Raw genomic sequence first — 18,531 nt, forward strand, 5'->3', positions numbered from 1 at the left:
GCCTCGCGCCGGCGCTTGACAGGCCCCGCCATCGCTGCCGCAGATGGGCACGAGACGATGCAGGTGCGCCATGATTGCCGATCCCCAGGTGCTGGAGTTCATCCGCCGGACCGAAGCAGCCTATCCGGCCGAGGCCAACGGGGCCAGCGCCGCCGACAACCGCAGATATTACGACGCCATGTGCGCCCGCTTCCGCGCCCCGCGCCCGCCCGGCCTGCCGGTCAGGGATCGGGATCTGGGGGGCGTGTCCTGCCGGATCTACGGGGAGGAGACGCCGGTGGCGGTGCTCTATCTCCACGGCGGCGGCTTCGTGGTCGGCGGGCTGGACAGCCATGATGACGTCTGCGCCGAGATCGCCGATGCCACCGGGCTGATGCTGGTCGCGGTGGATTACCGGCTGGCCCCCGAACATCGCTGGCCCGCACCGATCCGCGATGTCGAGGCGGTCTGGCAGGCGCTGGACCGGCCCGCGGTGGTGGCGGGCGACAGTGCGGGCGGGCTGTTGGCGGCCGCTCTTTGCCTGTCCTGCCGGCAAAGGCGGCAGCCCCTGGGGCAGGTGCTGATCTACCCCAGCCTTGGCGGCGACCGCAGCGCGCCTTCCTATACCGTCAACGCCGAGGCACCGCTGCTGCGCAGCGTCGATCTGGACGGCTACCAGCGCGCGCTGCATGGCGAGGGGCCGGTCACGGACCCGCTGGCACAGCCGCTGCGGGCCCCCGAGCTTGGCGGTCTGGCCCCGGCCTTCGTCGTCAGCGCGGATGTCGATCCCCTGCGCGATGACGGGCGCGACTATGTGGCGCGGCTGCGACAGGCGGGCGTGGCGGCGGAATGGCGCAACGAGCCCGAGTTGCCGCATGGCTATCTGCGGGCCCGCCGCGACAGCGACCGCGCCCGGCGCAGCTTTCAGGCGATCCTTGCCGCGGTCGTCCGCCTTGCCGGGGGCGCGCAGCCCTGATCCGGGGCGCGCGCCGGTCCGGGATCAATTGTCCACGGGTCCGTGCGGGTTGCCGATGCCCATCATCGGCAGCATCTCGCTGCCATAAAGCGGCCCCGGCCCGAGGCGGAGCGCGATCGGTTCCACCGGATAGGCCGGCGCCCGCAGCGAAGCGGCCACAAGCAGCGCCGCCGGATAGAAGACCTCCAGGTCGGCCGTCTGGTGCCAGATGATCCGCTCGGCCAGGCGGGCGGTGTCGGTGTCGCCCTTGTCCAGGGCCTCGGCGTAAAGCTCGACCAGGGCGGTGACGACCGCGACATCGCCGTCGTAAAGCCGCGCCAGTTCGGCCTGCAGGGCCGCGGCATCGGGCATGTCGGGCAGCGCCTGCCGCGAGCCGGAGCTGGCCGTGTCCGTCCAGCCGAGCATGGGCAGGATGGTCGCCTCTTGCGCGGCGTTGTTGGGGGCCATCAGTGCGGCGGCCATGCGGGCGGCTTCGCCGATATCGTCCTGCCTTGCGCCGACCGCCTCGAGCTGGGCCTGGAAATCCGCATGGGCGCTGCGCAGGGCGTAGGGGGTCTCGAAGGGTGCCGCAAGCGCGGGCAAGGGCAGTGCCGCGATTGCAGCGGCGATGATGATCCTGTGCATTCCGGTCTCTCCTCTCTCCTGATCCGCCAAGACTGGCCTGCCCGGATGAGCGGAAACTTACGGCATGGGGCATTCTGCTTCAGGTTGCCGTCAGGAAGCGGTGGTTCATTCACCTTGCCGTGATCAAGGGGCTTGTTCCGGCGCGCCGGACAGGAAAGCGCGCAGCCCGCAATCGGGTGCAGTCATCGGCTCATGCAGACACACGGGATGTGTGGAAGGAGGAGTTATGCGCAGCTTGTATCACCATCGCCTGTGGTCCCGGTATCGGGTCCGGCGGGCCCTGTCGGCCTTGGGTTTCGCCGCCGCGACCGCGCTGCTCCCGCTTGCCGGGGCCGCGCAGGAGGCCGCGCCCGCAGAGGCCCCGGCGACGATCCCGGCCGAAAGGGTGCCGTTCTTCCACGACTGGGAGTCATCGCCCCATGCCAAGGCGGATGCCCGCGCCTTCACCAACTGGAACGACAAGGGCGAGATCCCCGAAGCCTGCTCGCGGTGCCATTCGACCCCCGGCTTCCTGGATTACATCGGTGCGGATGGCTCGGCCGTGGGCAGCGTCGAGGCGAAGGCGCCGACGGGCACGGTCATCGGCTGCATGGCCTGCCACAACGAGACGACGCGCAGGATGTCCGGCGTCAGCTTCCCCTCGGGCCAGCGGGTCGAGGATCTGGGCGCCGAGGCGCGCTGCATGACCTGCCACCAGGGCCGGGAATCCACGCTTGGCGTGAACCGCGCGGTGGCCGGGATCGGCGATGACACGGTGTCGCCGGACCTTGCCTTCATCAATGTCCATTACCGGGCGGCCGGGGCGACCCTGATGGGCACGCTGGCGCGGGGCGGCTATGAATATGACGGGCAGGCCTATGCCTCGCGCCGCCGGCATGCCGAGCCCTTCGACAGCTGCATCACCTGCCATGAGCTGCATACCGTGCAGCCGAAGGTGGAACCCTGCGCCGCCTGCCATGACGGGGTGACCGACCGCAAGTCGCTGCGGACTATCCGCAAGGACAAGGTGGACTACGACGGGGACGGCGACGTGGCCGAGGGGATCGCGGCGGAAGTCGCCGCCCTGCACGAGCGCCTGCTCGATGCGATCAAGGCCTATGGCAAGGATGTGGCCGGCACGGCCATCGCCTATGATGGCCATGCGCATCCCTATTTCTTCATCGACCGGGACGGCAGCGGCGGGGTCGAGGAAGGCGAGGCGGTCGGGGACAACAAATACGCAAGCTGGACCCCCCGGCTGCTGCGCGCGGCCTACAACTATCAGTTCGTCGCCAAGGATCCGGGGGCCTATGCGCATAACGCGCCCTATGTGCTGCAACTCCTGCATGACTCGCTGGCCGATCTGGACAAGGCGGCCGTCGAGGGGCTGGTGCGCCCGTAAGTCCGGTCCGGCCCGGAGATCGCCTCCGGGCCGGACAGGTCAGCCCCAGGCGCGCAGGGCAAAGACCAGCGTCATGCCGAAGCCGACGATCCCGATCAATGCCCGCAGCACCCGGCGCGGCATCGCGCGGGCCACCGGCGCCCCCGCATAGCCGCCAAGCGCCGAGGCCAGCATCATCAGCGCCGCCTCGGGCCAGGCAACCAGCCCCGCCACCGCGAAGGCCGCGACCGAGATGGCGGACAGAACGAAGGACAGCCCGCTTTTCAGCCCGTTCATCCGGTGCAGGTCGCGCATCCCCCAAAGCGAGAACAGGGCCAGCAGCATGATGCCCAGCCCGCCGTTGAAATAGCCGCCATAGATCGAGACCAGCAGGAGACCTGCCATGCCCGCCGCCCCCTCGCCGGTCCCGGACCGCGCTCCGGCGCGGCGCAGCCGGTCGCCGAACAGGAACACCAGCGTGGCGAACAGCAGAAGCCCCGGCACGATGCGCGCAAAGACCTCGTTCGACGAGACCATGAGCAGAAGCGAGCCCGCCAGCCCGCCGGCAAGGGTCACCACGGACAGCCGCGCCAGCCGGGCGCGCGGCACCTGCGCCAGTTCGGCGCGAAAGCCGATGGCCCCCGCCAGATAGCCGGGAAAGACCGCGACCGCGCTGGTCGCATTGGCCATGACGGGCGGGATTCCGGCCAGGACGAGCGCCGGGAAGGTCAGGAAGGTGCCGCCCCCGGCGACGGTGTTCAGGACCCCGGCCCCGAAGGCGGCCAGTCCCAGGATCAGCGCATCGGCCAGGGTCACGGCGCGCAGCCCCTTGTCCGACGGGGGCTGAATGGGCGTTCGGGTCCGGGCATCAAGGATCTCCTGCGGGCGGGATGGACAAGCAGCGCCAGAGGATAGGGGAAGGCGGAGGGGAAGGACAGCCGTCGGCTCAGGCCGGCGTTTCCAGCCGTGGGGCCCAATCCTCGACCCGGCGGTTCTCCAGCCGGGCGCGGGCCAGCCGCTGCCAGCTTTCGGGCAGGCCGGGCAGGGCGGCAAGGTCGGCCAGCGCAGGGCGGTCCAGCATGTCGCGGTAAAGCAGCCGCCATACCCTGGAAAGCGGCCAGCCGGCCTGCGGCCGCGCGACCAGCGCCGCGCCGTCGCCTGCCGCCACGACGCCGGGCTCCAGCACGCGGAAATACCAGCCGGTGCGCCCGCTGTCCTGCACCCGCCGCGCCATGTCGGGCCGGGCGAAGCGCAGGTTCAGCTTCCAGCAGGGCTGACGCGACTGGCTGACCTGCATCAGGGCCGTGCCCACCCGCCAGAGATCGCCCAGGCAAAGGCCGGCCTCGTCGATGCCCTCGGCCACAAGGTTCTCGCCAAAGCCGCCGGGCCGGAGGTTGGGGGTTCCCGCAGGCAAGGCCGCGGCCCAGAGCGGATAATGCGCAACCGGGTAGCAATGCACCGCCTTGTCCGGCCCGCCATGACGCTGCCGGTCGCCCTGTTCGTCCCCGTCCAGCCCTGGCGCCGCCACGGCGACCGGCCCGGAGACCGGCTGTTTGTCGATGGCCGAGGGCTGCCCCCGCGGGCCGAAGGGGCGGGCGCGGCCGGAGCGCACCTCCAGGATGCGAAAGCCGCTCATTCCCGGCCTTCCAGCATCAGCGCCATGATCTGCGCCCCGAGCGCCAGATCCGAGACCTGCCCGAAATGCCGCGCCCGCATCTGGCCCTGGCGGTCGAACAGGACCAGCGTCGGCGTGCCTTCGAGCTGCCATTCCGCCATGGTCCGGGGCAGGGGGCCGGGATCGCCGGGCTGGTCCACCGCCACCGGAAAGCGGATGCGGTATTCGTGCAGGAAGGCGCGCAGCGCGACCGGCGTCATCGCCGCGTGATGCTCGAACACCGAATGCAGCCCGATCACCGCCACATTGTCCGGCGCGAAGGTGCTGGCGATGCGCCCCGCCTGCGGCAGGCCGTGGCTGACGCAACCGGGGCAGAGTATCTGGAACACCTCGACCGCCAGGACGCGGCCATGGAAATCCGCCAGCGCCGGGGGGTGGTCGGTGTTCAGCCATTCGGCGGCGTGAAGCGTGGTCATCCTGTCCTCCTCGCCCGGGGCGGCCGTCCGGGCCCATTCAGGACTTCGGCGCGAATCGGAGTCAAGCCGGATCGGGACTGGCGCAAGGCGCGGCGAGGGCACAGACTGCATGGGAATGCAGCATCGGGCGGGAGCCGGGAATGGAACAGCGGATGAACTATTTCGCGAAGGCGCCGGAGCTGATGACCTCGGTCCTGGCCCTGAACGAGGCGGTCGAGACCTGCGGGCTGGAGAAAAGCCTGCTGCACCTGATCAAGCTGCGCGCCTCGCAGATCAACGGCTGTTCCTATTGCGTCGACATGCATGCGCATGAGGCGCTGGAGGATGGCGACAGCCTGCAGCGGGTGCTGCTGGTCGCGGCATGGCGGGAATCGCCGCTGTTCACCGAACGCGAACGCCTGGCCTTCGCCTGGACCGAAGCCCTGACCCGGGTCGCCGATGGCGGAGTGCCGGATGCGCTGTATGCGGCGGCCCTCGCGCAGTTTTCGGAAAGCGAGCTGGTGAAGCTGACGGTCGCGGTGTCGATCATCAACACCTGGAACCGGCTGAGCGTCGCCTTCCACGCCCTGCACCCGATCCGGGGCTGATCTGCCGCCGTCAGCCCTGCCGCCAGTAGTCGTTGGCCGCGGCCACGGTGGCGAAATGCGTCGCCACCACCTGGCTGATGGCGATCAGCGCATCGGCATCCTCGGCATATTCCGGGCGCAGCCGGTCGCGCACCGCGGCGTCGGGCTGGGTCAGCTTGACCGCAACCCGGGCCAGTTTCACCGCAAGGTCATAGCCTTCGGTCGGGGTCTTCGTGATCAGGCTGGGCAGCCAGTCGGACATGGTGCTCTCCTTGCAGCGGGGGTTGCGGGATCAGGATGCGGCAGGCGTCGCCCTCGGGGTCGCTGAACTGGCCGTGGCGCAGGGCCCAGAAGAAGGCGGCCAGTCCGGTCAGGCCCATGCCGATCGAGAGCGGGATGAGAAAGCCGATGTTCATGGCGCCGCGCCGTCGATGGCCCGCCAGGCGTGCCAGGTGCCGTGGCCGAGCAGCGGGAAGATCAGGAGGAGCCCCGCCAGCCCGGTCAGCAGCGACAGGACCAGCCCGGCGCTGACGATGGCGCCCCAGGCCAGCATCGGCCGCAGGTTCTGCGCCGTCATCGCGAAGCTGCGGCCCATCGCCGTCAGGGCGTCGCGCCGGGTCGAGACCATCATCGGAAAGGAGAAGACGCTGATCGCGAAGGCGAAGGCTGCGAACAGCCCGCCCACCAGCATGCCTGTCGCGATCAGCGCCCATCCCCTTGGCGTGGTGAGCGCGTTCTCGAACGCCTCGGCCGCGCCGGGGAAGGGTTGAAGCCCGAAGAATAGGGCATAGAGCAGGTCCGCCGCCCGCAGCCAGAACAGGACCAGGAGGCCAAGGAGGAGGCCCGCCATGGCGATCTGCCCGGCCGCGCCGGGGGCAAGGCGCAGGACCATGAAGGCGGTCGGCGGCTCGTTCCGGGCCAGGCGGCGGCTTTTCTCGTAAAGGCCGACGGCCAGGAAGGGGCCGACGATCAGGAAGCCCGACAGCGCGGGCAGGGCGAGGTAGAGCAGGCCCCAGAGCGCCAGCGCCCAGAGCACGGCCCAGGACAGCGCCAGCACCGCCGCGCCATAGGCCAGGCTCGATCCGGGCGCGCGGCTCAGGTCGCGCCAGCCGGCGGCCAGCCAGTCCAGCGCGGCGCGGGCGGGCAGATGGCGCGCGTGCGGGCTTTCGACGGCGAGGGGCTTGTGCAGGGTGGGAAGCGGTTCAAGCATCGGGACCTCAGCAACTGTGCCGGGCGGGGGCGGGGCCATCGGCCAGGGCGGTGCAGGCCGGCTGCGACCCGACCGCCGCGATGACCAGATGGATGTTCGCCGCAAGGAAGACCGCGATCACGGCGGCCGCCCCGGCAAGGGCGAGGCTGCGCTGGCGGGCGGGACTCATGGTTTCGCCTCCGGCAGGGTCGAGACGTAGAGGGCGAGGAGATTGACCTCGGCCGGGGTGAGGCGCTGGTTCCAGGCGGGCATGAAGCCGCGGCGGCCGTGTTTCAGCGTGGTCAGGATCGTGGCCTCGTCCTGGCCGTAGATCACCGAATCGTCGGTCAGCGAGGGCGCCCCGGCCAGAAGGCCGCCGCTGCCGCCGTCGCCATGGCAAGAGGCGCAGTTCTCGGCGAAAAGCGCGGCGCCGGGGCTGTCGGCGGGGGCCTTGCCCGACGGCAGGGCGGCGACATGGCTGGCCAGCGCCTGGCGGTCGGCGGGCTCCAGCCAGTCGAAGGCGGGCATTTCGGCCGCGCGGCTGTCCTCGGTCGCGTTGATGCCGATGGCGATGGTCTCGGCCAGGGTCCCGGGCTCGCCGCCCCAAAGCCAGTCGGCATCGTCCAGCGCCGGAAATCCCGGACCGCCGGCACCGGCGGCACCGTGGCAGGCGGCGCAGTTGTCGGCGAATAGGCGGGCGGCGGCGGGCATCGCACTTGCCATCAGCACGGGGTCGGACTTCAGCGCGGCGAAATCGGGGGTCGTGAAATGGGCAAGCCAGCCCTGCCGCACCGCGTCCACGGCCTGATACCCGTCGCGCGCCATGCGGCCCTGGTCCAGCCCCCAGAGCCCGCGGGTATAGTCGCGCCCGGTGGGCCAGGCGGGCAGCAGGATCCAGGCGACCACCGCGTAGACGAAGGTCAGCAAAAGCGCGATGGCCGCGATCTTCGGGAAGGGGGTGTTCAGCTCCTGGATACCGCCCCAGTCGTGGCCGGTGGTGTCGTAGCCGGTGACCGGGTCGATCAGGCGGTTGCCGGTATGCGGGTCGGCGCCGGGCAGGTCGTGCGGGTCGGAGGTCCTGGTCATTCCCGCGCCTCCCCCTCCAGCACCGAGCGCGCGGCCCGTTCATGCGCGGCCCGGCGCGAGGGCGCATAGGCGCGGATGGCGACGATCGCCAGGAAGCCCATCATCCAGATCGGGCCGAAGGTCTTTGCCAGAAGGACAAGGATGTCATGGCTCATGGCGCGGTCCCTTCCTGCGCCAGCCGCGCGGCCTCGGTCTGAGTGCCGAGCGATTGCAGATAGGCGACCACCGCGTCCATCTCGGTCAGGTGCGCCGGATCGCCGTCGAAGGCACGCTGGACCGGGCGGTCGCCGTGCCGCTCGCGGAAGGCGTCGGTGCCGGCGCCGTCGGGGGCGGCCTGCGCCCTCGCGTCGGCCTCGGCCCCGGCGACCATCGCCGCGTCATAGGGCACGCCCAGCCGGGCCAGCGTGGCCAGCGCGCCGGGCAGGCCCGAGGTGTCGAGCGTCTGCATCAGCCAGGGATAGGCCGGCATGATCGAGGCGGGGACCACCGCGCGCGGATCGGTCAGATGCGCGACCTGCCAGGCGTCGGAATACTTGCCGCCCAGCCGGGCGAGGTCCGGCCCGGTGCGCTTCGATCCCCAGAGCATCGGATGGTCCCAGGCGCTTTCCGAGGCCAGCGAATAGGGGCCGTAGCGGTCGATCTCGTCGGCCAGGCTGCGGACCATCTGGCTGTGGCAGGCATAGCAGCCCTCGCGCATGTAGATCTCGCGCCCGGCCAGTTCCAGCGGCGTGAGGGGCCGCAGGTCGGCGGGAATCTCCACCGTCTCGTCGATGGTGAACAGGGGCGCGATTTCCACCAGCCCACCGACCGAGGCGGCGAGGATGATCGCGCCGACAAGGCCCATCGACAGCTTTTCCAGGTTGTAATGCAGGCGCAGGACCATGGGACTACTCCGCCGCCTGCGCCACGAGGGGCCGGTCGTTCCGCAGGTCGCGGCTGTACGAGGCGCGCAACGTGGCGCGGCAGTTCAGCGTGCAGATCACGGCGCCGGTCAGGAACATCGCGCCGCCGATGGCGCGCAGAAGGTAATAGGGCGCCATGGTCTGCACCGATTGCAGGAAGCTGTAGGACAGCGCGCCGTTCGCGTCATAGGCCCGCCACATCAGCCCCTGGGTGATGCCGGCGTTCCACATCGCGATGACGTAGACCAGCGTGCCGAGGACGGCGAGCCAGAAGTGCCATTCCACCGCGCGCGGCCAGGCCATGGTCTCGCGCCCGGCCAGTTGCGGCACCAGGGTGTAGATCGCGCCGAAGATGATCATGGCGACCCAGCCCAGCGTGCCGGAATGGACGTGGCCCACGGTCCAGTCGGTGTAATGCGACAGCGAGTTCACCGGGCGGATGGCAAGGAACGACCCCTCGAAGGTGGACAGGCCGTAGAACACCGCCGCCACGAACATGAAGCGCAGCGTCGCGTCGTCGCGCACCTTGCCCCAGGCGCCGTTCAGCGTGGCGATGGCATTGCCGGCCGAGGCCCAGGAGGGCACCAGCAGCATGACCGAGAAGGTCATCCCCAGCGTCTGCACCCAATAGGGCAGGGCGGTGTAATGCAGGTGGTGCGAGCCGACCCAGATGTAGAAGAACACGATGCCCCAGAAGCTCAGGATCGAGAGGCGATAGGACCAGATCGGCCGGCCCGAGCGGACGGGCAGGAAGTAGTAGAGCATCCCCAGGAAGCCGGCGGTTAGGAAGAAGGCCACCGCGTTGTGGCCATACCACCACTGGATCATCGCATCCTGCACGCCGGCCCAGACCGTATAGCTTTTCGATCCCGCCCAGCTGACCGGCAGGGCGATGTTGTTGACGATGTGCAGCATCGCCACCACCAGGATGAAGGCCAGGTAATACCAGTTGGCGACATAGATATGCGGCTCGGCCCGCCGCGCCAGGGTGCGCATGTAAAGCGTGAAGTAAAGCACCCAGACCGCGACCAGCCAGAGGTCGGCATACCATTCCGCCTCGGCATATTCCTTGGACTGGGTGGCGCCCATCAGATAGCCTGTCACCGCCCAGGCGCAGAACAGGTTGTAGCCGATCAGCACGACCCAGGGGCTCAGCGCATCGGCCAGCCGCGCGCGCGAGGTGCGTTGCAGCACCCAGAACGAGGTCGCGATCAGCGCATTGCCGCCAAAGCCGAAGATGATGCCGGTGGTATGCACCGGGCGCAGCCGGCCAAAGCTGGTGGCCCCCCAAAGCGGCGTCGCCTCGGGCCAGTAGAGCAGCGCCGCCACCCAGACCCCCGCGACCATGCCGACCATGGCCCAGGCCAGCGTCATCCAGATGCCGAAGCGCGTCGGCCCGTCGTCATAGCGCAGGACGCGGTCGCGGTCGGCGGGGTCCGCGTCATACAGCACGCCGCCCAGCCGGAACACCAGGCCAAGGCCAAGCACCAGCGCCATCGTCCCGTGCAGCGCCATCACGCTGTCCTGCGCGAGGGCGGCCATCGCCAGCCCCATCAGCGCGAGGGCCGCCGAAAGGCCGATGCCGATCTGCCGTTCCAGTGTGGTCAGCGAGGCGGGCATGGTCACACGAATTCCTCCGCAAGCAGAAGGTCCGGACGCAGCGCGATATCCGCCAGGGTCGAGCGGTCGAGATCGGCCAGGAAGGCCGCCTCGGCCGCGCGCAGCCGCGCCTTCAACCGGCAGCGCCCGTCGATGCTGCAGTCGCCGCCGCCCGGTCCGAAACATTCGACCAGCGGCTGCCCTTCCTCGAGCAGGCGGATGATCGCGCCCAGGCGAATCTCGCCGGCGGGACGGGCCAGCATCGCGCCGCCGCCGCTGCCGCGCCGGGTGGCGACATAGCCGGCCTGGGCGAGCCGCTGGATGATCTTGGTCAGGTGGTGGCGCGAAAGGCCGAATTCCTGCGCCATCTCGGCCGTGGAGACCCCCTGTCCGGGCGTGCCCGCCATGCGCATCAACATCCGCAAGCCATAATCGGTGAACGAGGTAAGGCGCATCCGGGATGGTCCGTCCTTAATAGGTATTTACAATACCAATTAGCAGGTTTAAACCGGAATGCAAGCCCAACCGGATGCCCGGCGGTGCTGGGGTCCTCCGAAGGCGACGTATATCACCCTTCCGGAAGGAGAGCGCCGATGTCCGACCCCTCGCTGCCGCGCGGCACCCTGGAAATGTCCGAACGTCGCCGCGCGCTTGCGCCCGAACCCGAGGCGGCGTTCCGCGCCTTCTCGGCGGCGGTTTTCGCCGATGGCGCGCTGGACAGGCGCACCAAGCAGCTGATCGCGGTCGCGGTGGCCCATGTCACGCAATGCCCCTGGTGCATCGAGGGCCATGTCAAGGCGGCGGGGCGTGAAGGCGCCAGCCCCGAGCAGGTCATGGAAGCGATCTGGGTCGCGGCAGAGATGCGTGCCGGGGCCTCCTATGCCCATGCGCTGAAGGCGATCCAGGCGATGGGCGGCGGGGCAGGGTGATGCCCCCGGTGCCGCCTGTTCCCGATCGTCCCGCCGACCGGATCCGCGTCAAGCGGATCTACCGGGCGGTCCGGGTGTCGGACGGCAGCCGGGTCCTGGTCGACCGGCTCTGGCCGCGCGGCCTGGCCAAGGACCGCGTCCGCCTGCATTCCTGGTGCAAGGAGATCGCGCCCAGCGACGAATTGCGCCGCTGGTATCACGCCAACCCCGATGCCTGGCAGGAGTTTACCGCCCGCTACCGCGAGGAGCTTTCCCACAAGGCCGATCTGCTGCGCGGGCTTGCCGAACTGACGGCCGACGGCGTGGTGACGCTGCTTTACGCCTCGAAGGAGGAGGAGCAAAACAACGCCATCGTGCTGCGCGACTACCTGCGGCAAATCCTTGAAAAGAATGACAAGACGGGCCAGGACGGCTAGGGTTGGCCCGCTTGCCCCCCCTCGCGGCGGGCGCTGCATTCCGCCGCATCGGGGAAAGCGGCGGTTGCCCCGCACCTCCGCTTCTGGTCCAGTATCGGCATGACCACGCGGGACAGGAGTGACGCAGCATGACACGCAGCACCGCCGGACGCGGACGGCTTTACGACAGCATCCTCGATACCGTGGGCGACACGCCCGCGGTGCGCCTCGCCCGCCTGGCCCCGCCGCATGTCGCGCTTTACGTCAAGGTCGAGGCCTTCAATCCCGGCGGCTCGGTCAAGGACCGGCTGGCGCTGAACATCATCGAGGCGGCCGAGGCTTCGGGGGCGCTGCGTCCCGGGCAGACGGTGGTCGAGGCGACCAGCGGCAATACCGGGATCGGCCTGGCGATGGTCTGTGCCGCCAAGGGCTATCCGCTGGTGCTGACCATGGCCGAGAGCTTCTCGGTCGAGCGTCGGCGGCTGATGCGCTTCCTGGGCGCGAAGGTGGTGCTGACGCCGAAGGAGCTGAAGGGCTTTGGCATGTATCAGAAGGCGCGCGAGCTGGCCGAACGGAACGGCTGGTTCCTTGCCCGCCAGTTCGAGACCGCCGCCAATGCCGAGATCCACGAGGCCACCACCGCGCGCGAGATCCTGGCCGATTTCGACGGAAAGCTGGATTACTTCGTTTCGGGCTACGGCACCGGCGGCACGATCACCGGGGTCTCGCGCGTGCTGCGCCGGGAAAGCCCGGCCACGCGCATCATCCTGGCCGAACCGGCCAACGCGGCCCTCGTCGCCAGCGGGACGGCACAGGAGCGCGACGCCGAGGGCGCGCCCGCCGCCAGCCATCCCGCCTTCAACCCGCATCCGATCCAGGGCTGGACGCCCGATTTCATCCCGCTGGTGCTGCAGGAGGCGCTGGACCGGAACGGCCATGACGGGCTGATCCCGGTTTCCGGCCCGGATGCGATGGCCGCCGCCCGGGCGCTGGCGCGGCAGGAGGGCATCTTCACCGGCATCTCGGGCGGGGCCACGCTGGCGGTGGCGCTGAAGGTCGCCGAAACCGCCCCCGCAGGCGCACGCATTCTGTGCATGTTGCCCGATACCGGCGAACGCTACCTTTCGACGCCGTTGTTCGACGGCATCGAACCCGGCATGACCGAGGAAGAGATCGCGCTGATGCGCTCGACCCCCGGCTACCAGATGCCCTGACGCCCGGCCGGGCGCGGCGCGTGGGCGACTTGTCGGCAAGGGGATGGCCGGGTTGCGCAAGGTGCTGATCTGAAATGGCTTTCCGGCCTGGATGATGCCACCCCGCCTTGGGCGGGGGCGGCCGGTCATGCAAGGTCATCCCGGCCTTCACCCGAGCAGCGCCTTGGCGGCGGCATGGGGTTGAAGCCGGACGGGGGAACAAATTCCGGCCGTGCCGCGTTTGACGGGGGTTTCCAGCAAGGTGGACAGATGGCGTTGCAGCATTCCGATCCCCCCGCCCATTCCCCCCTTCGCGCGCCCCTGCGGGTCGGTCCCGCCGCGCTTCCCGGCCAGGAGACCCTGACCTATTTCGCGGCGGCCTTCTTCACGCTGGCGCTCCTCACCGACTGGGCCTATGTCCAGACCATGATCCTGACCTGGCAGGACTTCTCGTCCTGGCTTCTGTTGGCGGGGCTGGTCGCGGGCGGGGTCGCGGTCCTGCTCTGGCTGGTCGGCCTTGCGCTTTATCGGCAGCGGCCGGTCTGGATCATCGCCATCCTGAACGCCCTGGTGCTGGCGGCCGCCTTCCTGAACAGCCTGGTCCATGCGGGCGACGGCTGGACTGCCATCGTCCCCTGGGGGATCGGGCTGTCCCTCGTGACCTGCGTCCTGATGCTGGCCTCGGCTGTCCTGCGGCGCCAGGCGTTCCACCGCATCCACGCGGCCTGAAGGAGAGTGCCATGACCCCGATCGGCCTTGCCACGCGCGCGCTTCTGTTCCTTGGCACCGGCCTTGCCGCCCAGGCCCAGGACTTCGACATCACCAGCCAGATCGGACCCGATCCGGTCCTGCCCGATCCGGTCTATGTCAGCCTGGCGCCCGACCTCAACGTGGCCGAGGTCGTCGGTTGGGCCGAAGGCCAGATGCCCGAGGTCCCCGAGGGGCTGGCCATCTCGGCCTATGCCACCGATCTGGTCAATCCCCGCACCGTCCACACCCTGCCCAACGGCGATGTGCTGGTGATCCAGTCCCGCGCGCCCGAGGGCAAGCCGAAATACCGCCCCAAGGACTTTATCCGCGGCTGGATCATGTCGATCGCCGCAGGGGGCGGCAAGGGGCCGCAGCAGGACAGCAACCTGATCACCCTCTTGCGCGACCCGAACCGCGACGGGGTGGTGGATGAGCGGCATGACCTCCTGACCGGCCTGAATTCGCCCTTCGGCGTGGCCTGGATCGACGACAGGCTTTACGTCGCCCTTGCCGATGCCGTGGTCAGCTATCCCTATATCCTGGGCGACACCGCGATTGCGGGCGCCGCGCAACTCCTTACCCCGCTGCCTGGCGGGCCGCTCAACCACCACTGGACCAAGGACCTGGCCCTCGGCCCGGACGGGACCATGCTCTATGCCTCGGTCGGCTCGAACTCGAATGCCGGCGAGAACGGGATGGAGGCCGAGCGTGGCCGCGCCGCGATCTGGCAGATCGACCGGGCGACCGGGGCCGCGAAGCCTTACGCCACCGGCCTGCGCAACCCGAACGGGCTGATCTTCCACCCCGAGACCGGCGTCCTCTGGGCGGTGATCAACGAACGCGACGAACTGGGGCCGAACCTGGTGCCCGACTACATGACCTCGGTGCAGGAGGGGGCCTTCTACGGCTGGCCCTACAGCTATTACGGCGCCCATGTCGACGAGCGCGTCCGCCCGGCGCGGCCCGACCTGGTGGCGACGGCGATCGCGCCGGACTATGCGCTTTCCAGCCATGTGGCGGCGCTGGGACTGGTGTTCACCAACGGCTCGGCCCTGCCCGAGGCCTATGGCAACGGCGCCATGGTCGGCCAGCACGGCAGCTGGAACCGGGATGAGTTCAACGGCTACAAGGTGTCCTACATCCCCTTCTCCAACGGCGTTCCCGATGGCATGGCGCAGGATGTCGTGACCGGCTTCCTGGTGGACGGCAAGGTGCGCGGCCGCCCGGTCGGCCTGGGGCTGGACGGCACCGGCGCGCTGCTGGTCGCGGATGACGCCGGCAACACCGTCTGGCGCGTCGCGGCGGCGGATGGCCGGGTCAGCGAGGCCCCGGTCGAGACCGACCGCGTCGCCGCCGCGCCCGGCGCCGAACCCGCAGCGCCGCCCGCCACGGGCAGCCCGGAACCCGCTGCGCCCTAGCCGCAGATCTCCAGCGCCAGCACCGGCAGCGAGGTCCAGACCGCCGCCGCCAGCGCGGCCGCCGCCAGCAGGCTGGCCGTCGCCTGCACGAAGCGGACGCCCGACGGGCGATACAGGAACCCCAGCAGGATCAGCGCCTGGACCAGCACGAACAGCGCCGCCGCCGCGATCAGGATCGCGCGCCGGTCCAGCCCCTCGGGCCAGTGCCGCGAACAGCCCAGGCCCTGAAGCGCGTAGACCGCGCAGAATCCGGCCAGCCAGACCGTAAGCGGCAGCGCGATGCGCAGGATCCCGGTCATGCCAGCACCCCCGGCAGCCAGGCCGCCCCCAGCGCCAAGAGCCCGGTCGCGGCGGTGAAATCGGCCCAGAGGCCGACGATCCGCGCCTCGCCGATGCGCAGGGCCTTCCCCGCGACCAGGCGCAGGGCAAGGTAGAACAGCATGATCAGCACCAGCCCGGCGTGAAAGGCCACATGCCCCGCCAGAATCCACAGGGTCGCGTCATGGGCATGGCCCGCCGGATCGGGCCGCCCCAGCATCACGCTGCCCGCCGCCCCCGCCAGCGCCAGCGCCGCCAGGGCCGCCAGCCCGACCGCGGGACCGGCCCCGCGCCCGGCCGCGATCAGGCGCACCGCCAGACGCGGTGCCAGCGCCAGCGCGCCCGCTCCGCCCAGGGCCAGGGCCAGGCCCGCCGGCTCCGGCCGCAGGAAGGATGGCGGCGGCCAGTTCGGCGCCACGGTCCACAGGAAGGCATAGCCGAACAGGAGCGCGCCGAAATGGACGCCATCCGCCAGCAGGAGGAACAGCGAGCCCCACCACCCCGGCGGGTCCGGCGCCTCGGAGGCCAGCGGCAGCATCGCGCCATGCCCGGCGTCGATCGGCCCCTCCGCCCGCGCCGGGGCCAGCCCCCAGACCCAGACCAGGGCCAACGCGACCAGGCCGACCAGGGCCAGGACCGAGACCGCATGGGCCTTGACCAGCGGGGCCAGGAAAGCCGTGCTGGTGACCACCGCCAGAAGGAAGGGCAGGGCCGAGTTGCAGGGCAGCACGGCAACCTGCGCCGGCGCGCCCTGCGCGGTGCTGACGATCAGCGTCTCGCGCCGGTTGCGCGAGGTGTCGGCCAGATAGCCCTCGCCCCGCGCGATCTTCAGGTCGATCCGGGGGTCGTCCAGCAGCGGATAGCGGCTGCCGACGATGGGGATCGAGGCCAGGCCATAGGGCGGAGAGGGGATCGGCGTCGCCCATTCCAGCGTCCCCGCCCCCCAGGGATTGCGCGGCCCCCGCGCTCCGGAAAAGGTGTTGATCGCCACGTCCAGCAGCACCAGGGCAAAGCCGATCGCCATGACGAAGGACGACACCGAGGCGACGAGGTTCAGCACCTCCCAGCCCTGCCCCTCGTCATAGGTCCAGGTGCGGCGGCGCTGGCCCAGAAGGCCCGCCACATGCACCGCCAGGAAGGTGACGTGAAAGGCCGGCACCACCAGCCAGAACGCAACCCCGCCCAGCCGGAAGACCTGGAAACGCCCGGTCAGCAGCGGCTGGAAGTAGTAGACCGCCGCGATCATCGGAAAGACATAGCCGCCGATCAGGACGTAATGCAGGTGGGCCACGATGAAATGGGTGTCGTGGACCTGCCAGTTGAACGGGACGATGGCGATCATCACCCCGGTCAGGCCGCCGATCACGAAGGTGGCGAAGAACCCGATGATCCACAGCATCGGCAGCTCCATCCGCACCCGGCCCTGCCACAGCGTGCCGATCCAGGCGAAGATCATCGCCGAGGTCGGCACCGCCACCAGCGTCGAGGCGGCCGAGAAGAACGCCAGCCCCAGATGCGGGATGCCGGTGGTGAACATGTGGTGCACCCAGAGCCCGAAGCTGAGGACCCCCAGCGACACCGCCGCCGCCACGACCCAGCCGTAGCCCAGAAGCGTGGTCCGCGCCATCACCGGCAGGATGGTGGCGATCATCCCGGCGGCGGGCAGGAAGATGATGTAGACCTCCGGGTGGCCGAACAGCCAGAACAGGTGCTGCCACAAGAGCGGGTCGCCGCCATTCTCGACCTGGAAGAAGGGCCAGTCCAGCGCCCGCTCCAGCTCCAGCAGCAAGGAGCCCAGGATCATCGGTGGGAAGGCGGTCAGGATCATCACCGCCACGACCAGGATGTACCAGGCGAAGATCGGCATCCGCGACAGGCTCATCCCCGCGGCGCGGTAGCGCAGCACGGTCACGATGATCTCGACCGCCGTGGCGATGGCCGAGATCTCGATCGAGGTGATGCCCAGAAGCCAGACATCCGCCCCGATCCCCGGCGAGAAGGCGGCCGAGGTCAGCGGCGGATACATGAACCAGCCGCCGTCCGGGGCAAGGCCCAGCAGCATCGCGACGATCACCGCGCTGCCGCCGAAGACATAGACCCAGAGGCCATAGGCCCCGAGCCGCGGATAGGCCAGGTCGCGCGTGCCCAGCATGCCGGGCAACACAAGCATCGACAGCGCCTCGAAGAAGGGGATGGCGAACAGGAACATCATCACGGTGCCATGCATCGTGAAGACCTGGTCATAGGCTTCCGGCCCCATGAAGGCCGACCCCGGCGTGGCCAGCTGCGCGCGGATCAGCATGGCCAGGAGGCCGCCGATGACGAAGAAGGCGGTGGCGACCGCCAGGAACAACCGCCCGATGTCGTTGTTGTTGCTGGTGGTCAGCCAGCCGCGAAAGCGCGGGTCGGGCGCCCAGATCCGCGCCAGCTCCCGGTGCAGGCGCAGCGCGGTCTTGCGGCGGGCGGTCATGGCGTTTCCCCGCGCAGGAAGCGGTCCCAGGCGGCGGCGTCATGCGCCCTGACCGTGAAGACATGGCCCTTGTAGCCCGGCCCGCTGAACTCGGCGCTCTGGCCCGCATAGGTGCCGGGGGCGGCGGCCTGCAGCCGCAGCACGTTCACATGCCCCGGCACCGCGTCCAGCTTGCCCGCCAGACGCGGCACCCAGAAGGAATGCACCACGTCGCGGCTGGTGATCTCGACATTCACCGGGCGGCCGGCGGGAATGTGCAGCACATCCTCGGTCGCAAGGCCGGGCGCCCCGGCATAGGCGAAGGTCCAGGCCCATTGCCGCGCCTCGGCCCGCACGGTGACCAGACCCTCGGCCTGGCGCGGCAGCAGCCGCTCGCCGACCATCAGGCCATGGACGGTCAGCGCCGCCAGAACGACCAGGGGAAAGCCGAGGCCCAGCCCATGGTGCCACAGCGCCGCGCCATTCCCGCCGGCGGCGGGCGGGGCGGAGGGGCGGCGCAGGATGGCCACGGCCAGCAGGCCCAGCACGAAGGCCAGGATCGCCGCGCCACCGGCCAGCATGACCCACCACAGCCCCGCGATCGCCTCCGAGGCCGGTCCCGCCGGATGCAGCATCGACAGCCGCTCCTGGCAACCGGCAAGGGCCGACGGCGTTGTCCCGCAGCCAAGCGCGCGAAGGAGCCTCCC

General features: G+C 70.0%; 24 protein-coding genes. 8 read left to right on the forward strand and 16 right to left on the reverse strand.

Features of this window, described 5'->3' with window-relative positions:
• The first annotated feature begins 70 nt into the window (after window positions 1–70).
• Window positions 71–955: an alpha/beta hydrolase gene (locus ACE3UA_RS08850; RefSeq protein WP_374644192.1), complete on the forward strand. Its 885-nt coding sequence runs from the start codon at window positions 71–73 to the stop codon at window positions 953–955.
• 24 nt (window positions 956–979) lie between these two features.
• Here the strand turns inward: ACE3UA_RS08850 and ACE3UA_RS08855 are convergent, their stop codons facing one another.
• The gene (locus ACE3UA_RS08855; RefSeq protein WP_374644194.1) at window positions 980–1,579 is read right to left on the reverse strand and encodes a hypothetical protein; all 600 of its coding nucleotides are present in this window, start codon (window positions 1,577–1,579) and stop codon (window positions 980–982) included.
• A gap of 226 nt (window positions 1,580–1,805) precedes the next feature.
• Here ACE3UA_RS08855 and ACE3UA_RS08860 point away from each other — a divergent pair, with 226 nt between their 5' ends.
• Window positions 1,806–2,960, forward strand: coding sequence for a cytochrome c3 family protein (locus ACE3UA_RS08860; RefSeq protein WP_374644197.1), 1,155 nt, complete (start codon window positions 1,806–1,808; stop codon window positions 2,958–2,960).
• A gap of 39 nt (window positions 2,961–2,999) precedes the next feature.
• Here ACE3UA_RS08860 and ACE3UA_RS08865 read toward each other — a convergent pair whose 3' ends face one another.
• From ACE3UA_RS08865 to ACE3UA_RS08875, 3 genes are all read right to left on the reverse strand, one after another.
• On the reverse strand, window positions 3,000–3,755 hold the full coding sequence (locus ACE3UA_RS08865) for a sulfite exporter TauE/SafE family protein (RefSeq protein ID WP_374644199.1): 756 nt from the start codon (window positions 3,753–3,755) through the stop codon (window positions 3,000–3,002).
• 130 nt (window positions 3,756–3,885) lie between these two features.
• Window positions 3,886–4,575: an MOSC domain-containing protein gene (locus ACE3UA_RS08870; protein WP_374644201.1), complete on the reverse strand. Its 690-nt coding sequence runs from the start codon at window positions 4,573–4,575 to the stop codon at window positions 3,886–3,888.
• Window positions 4,572–5,030, reverse strand: a complete 459-nt coding sequence (locus tag ACE3UA_RS08875) for a TlpA family protein disulfide reductase (RefSeq protein ID WP_374644203.1) — start codon at window positions 5,028–5,030, stop codon at window positions 4,572–4,574. Before ACE3UA_RS08875 ends, ACE3UA_RS08870 begins: the two co-directional genes overlap by 4 nt.
• A gap of 140 nt (window positions 5,031–5,170) precedes the next feature.
• On the opposite strand from ACE3UA_RS08875, the gene ACE3UA_RS08880 reads away from it, so the two are divergent.
• Entirely contained in the window at window positions 5,171–5,617 is a 447-nt protein-coding gene (locus tag ACE3UA_RS08880) for a carboxymuconolactone decarboxylase family protein (protein ID WP_374644205.1), read from the forward strand.
• Between the two features lie 10 nt (window positions 5,618–5,627).
• Here the strand turns inward: ACE3UA_RS08880 and ACE3UA_RS08885 are convergent, their stop codons facing one another.
• The 9 genes from ACE3UA_RS08885 to ACE3UA_RS08925 are packed head-to-tail and all read right to left on the reverse strand — an operon-like array spanning window position 5,628 to window position 10,827.
• Window positions 5,628–5,858, reverse strand: coding sequence for a hexameric tyrosine-coordinated heme protein (locus tag ACE3UA_RS08885; RefSeq protein ID WP_197644070.1), 231 nt, complete (start codon window positions 5,856–5,858; stop codon window positions 5,628–5,630).
• Window positions 5,806–6,012 (reverse strand): cbb3-type cytochrome oxidase assembly protein CcoS, encoded by a 207-nt coding sequence (ccoS, locus tag ACE3UA_RS08890; RefSeq protein WP_374644207.1) that lies wholly within the window; start codon window positions 6,010–6,012, stop codon window positions 5,806–5,808. The genes ACE3UA_RS08885 and ccoS overlap by 53 nt, the downstream gene beginning before the upstream one ends.
• Window positions 6,009–6,806, reverse strand: coding sequence for a DUF2189 domain-containing protein (locus ACE3UA_RS08895; RefSeq protein ID WP_374644209.1), 798 nt, complete (start codon window positions 6,804–6,806; stop codon window positions 6,009–6,011). Before ACE3UA_RS08895 ends, ccoS begins: the two co-directional genes overlap by 4 nt.
• 7 nt (window positions 6,807–6,813) lie before the next feature.
• Window positions 6,814–6,975 carry a hypothetical protein gene (locus ACE3UA_RS08900; RefSeq protein ID WP_374644211.1) on the reverse strand — a complete coding sequence of 54 codons (162 nt, stop codon included), beginning with the start codon at window positions 6,973–6,975 and terminating at the stop codon, window positions 6,814–6,816.
• Window positions 6,972–7,871, reverse strand: coding sequence for a cytochrome-c oxidase, cbb3-type subunit III (ccoP, locus tag ACE3UA_RS08905; protein WP_374644213.1), 900 nt, complete (start codon window positions 7,869–7,871; stop codon window positions 6,972–6,974). Before ccoP ends, ACE3UA_RS08900 begins: the two co-directional genes overlap by 4 nt.
• On the reverse strand, window positions 7,868–8,026 hold the full coding sequence (locus ACE3UA_RS08910) for a CcoQ/FixQ family Cbb3-type cytochrome c oxidase assembly chaperone (protein ID WP_374644215.1): 159 nt from the start codon (window positions 8,024–8,026) through the stop codon (window positions 7,868–7,870). The genes ccoP and ACE3UA_RS08910 overlap by 4 nt, the downstream gene beginning before the upstream one ends.
• A complete protein-coding gene (ccoO, locus tag ACE3UA_RS08915; protein ID WP_374644217.1) occupies window positions 8,023–8,754 on the reverse strand; it encodes a cytochrome-c oxidase, cbb3-type subunit II in 732 nt (243 codons plus the stop codon). Before ccoO ends, ACE3UA_RS08910 begins: the two co-directional genes overlap by 4 nt.
• Window positions 8,755–8,758: 4 nt before the next feature.
• Complete coding sequence (gene ccoN / locus ACE3UA_RS08920) at window positions 8,759–10,393, reverse strand: cytochrome-c oxidase, cbb3-type subunit I (protein ID WP_374644411.1); 1,635 nt, start codon at window positions 10,391–10,393, stop codon at window positions 8,759–8,761.
• A gap of 2 nt (window positions 10,394–10,395) precedes the next feature.
• A complete protein-coding gene (locus tag ACE3UA_RS08925; protein ID WP_374644219.1) occupies window positions 10,396–10,827 on the reverse strand; it encodes an Rrf2 family transcriptional regulator in 432 nt (143 codons plus the stop codon).
• Window positions 10,828–10,965: 138 nt separating this feature from the next.
• On the opposite strand from ACE3UA_RS08925, the gene ACE3UA_RS08930 reads away from it, so the two are divergent.
• From ACE3UA_RS08930 to ACE3UA_RS08950, 5 genes are all read left to right on the forward strand, one after another.
• Window positions 10,966–11,301, forward strand: a complete 336-nt coding sequence (locus ACE3UA_RS08930) for a carboxymuconolactone decarboxylase family protein (protein WP_374644221.1) — start codon at window positions 10,966–10,968, stop codon at window positions 11,299–11,301.
• Window positions 11,301–11,717, forward strand: coding sequence for a DUF488 domain-containing protein (locus ACE3UA_RS08935; RefSeq protein WP_374644223.1), 417 nt, complete (start codon window positions 11,301–11,303; stop codon window positions 11,715–11,717). Before ACE3UA_RS08930 ends, ACE3UA_RS08935 begins: the two co-directional genes overlap by 1 nt.
• 128 nt (window positions 11,718–11,845) lie before the next feature.
• On the forward strand, window positions 11,846–12,910 hold the full coding sequence (cysK, locus tag ACE3UA_RS08940; RefSeq protein WP_374644225.1) for a cysteine synthase A: 1,065 nt from the start codon (window positions 11,846–11,848) through the stop codon (window positions 12,908–12,910).
• A 249-nt stretch (window positions 12,911–13,159) separates the two neighbouring features.
• Window positions 13,160–13,618, forward strand: a complete 459-nt coding sequence (locus ACE3UA_RS08945) for a DUF2231 domain-containing protein (RefSeq protein ID WP_374644227.1) — start codon at window positions 13,160–13,162, stop codon at window positions 13,616–13,618.
• 11 nt (window positions 13,619–13,629) lie between these two features.
• Complete coding sequence (locus tag ACE3UA_RS08950) at window positions 13,630–15,057, forward strand: sorbosone dehydrogenase family protein (RefSeq protein WP_374644229.1); 1,428 nt, start codon at window positions 13,630–13,632, stop codon at window positions 15,055–15,057.
• Here the strand turns inward: ACE3UA_RS08950 and ACE3UA_RS08955 are convergent.
• The 3 genes from ACE3UA_RS08955 to ACE3UA_RS08965 are packed head-to-tail and all read right to left on the reverse strand — an operon-like array spanning window position 15,054 to window position 18,459.
• Window positions 15,054–15,356: a hypothetical protein gene (locus ACE3UA_RS08955; protein ID WP_374644231.1), complete on the reverse strand. Its 303-nt coding sequence runs from the start codon at window positions 15,354–15,356 to the stop codon at window positions 15,054–15,056. The genes ACE3UA_RS08950 and ACE3UA_RS08955 overlap by 4 nt on opposite strands.
• On the reverse strand, window positions 15,353–17,845 hold the full coding sequence (locus ACE3UA_RS08960; RefSeq protein ID WP_374644233.1) for a cbb3-type cytochrome c oxidase subunit I: 2,493 nt from the start codon (window positions 17,843–17,845) through the stop codon (window positions 15,353–15,355). The genes ACE3UA_RS08955 and ACE3UA_RS08960 overlap by 4 nt, the downstream gene beginning before the upstream one ends.
• Window positions 17,842–18,459, reverse strand: coding sequence for a cytochrome c oxidase subunit II (locus tag ACE3UA_RS08965; RefSeq protein ID WP_374644235.1), 618 nt, complete (start codon window positions 18,457–18,459; stop codon window positions 17,842–17,844). The genes ACE3UA_RS08960 and ACE3UA_RS08965 overlap by 4 nt, the downstream gene beginning before the upstream one ends.
• Between the last annotated feature and the right edge of the window lie 72 nt (window positions 18,460–18,531).

Origin of the sequence: Tabrizicola sp. (assembly GCF_041919135.1) — a bacterium.
Classification (GTDB): Bacteria; Pseudomonadota; Alphaproteobacteria; order Rhodobacterales; family Rhodobacteraceae; genus Tabrizicola.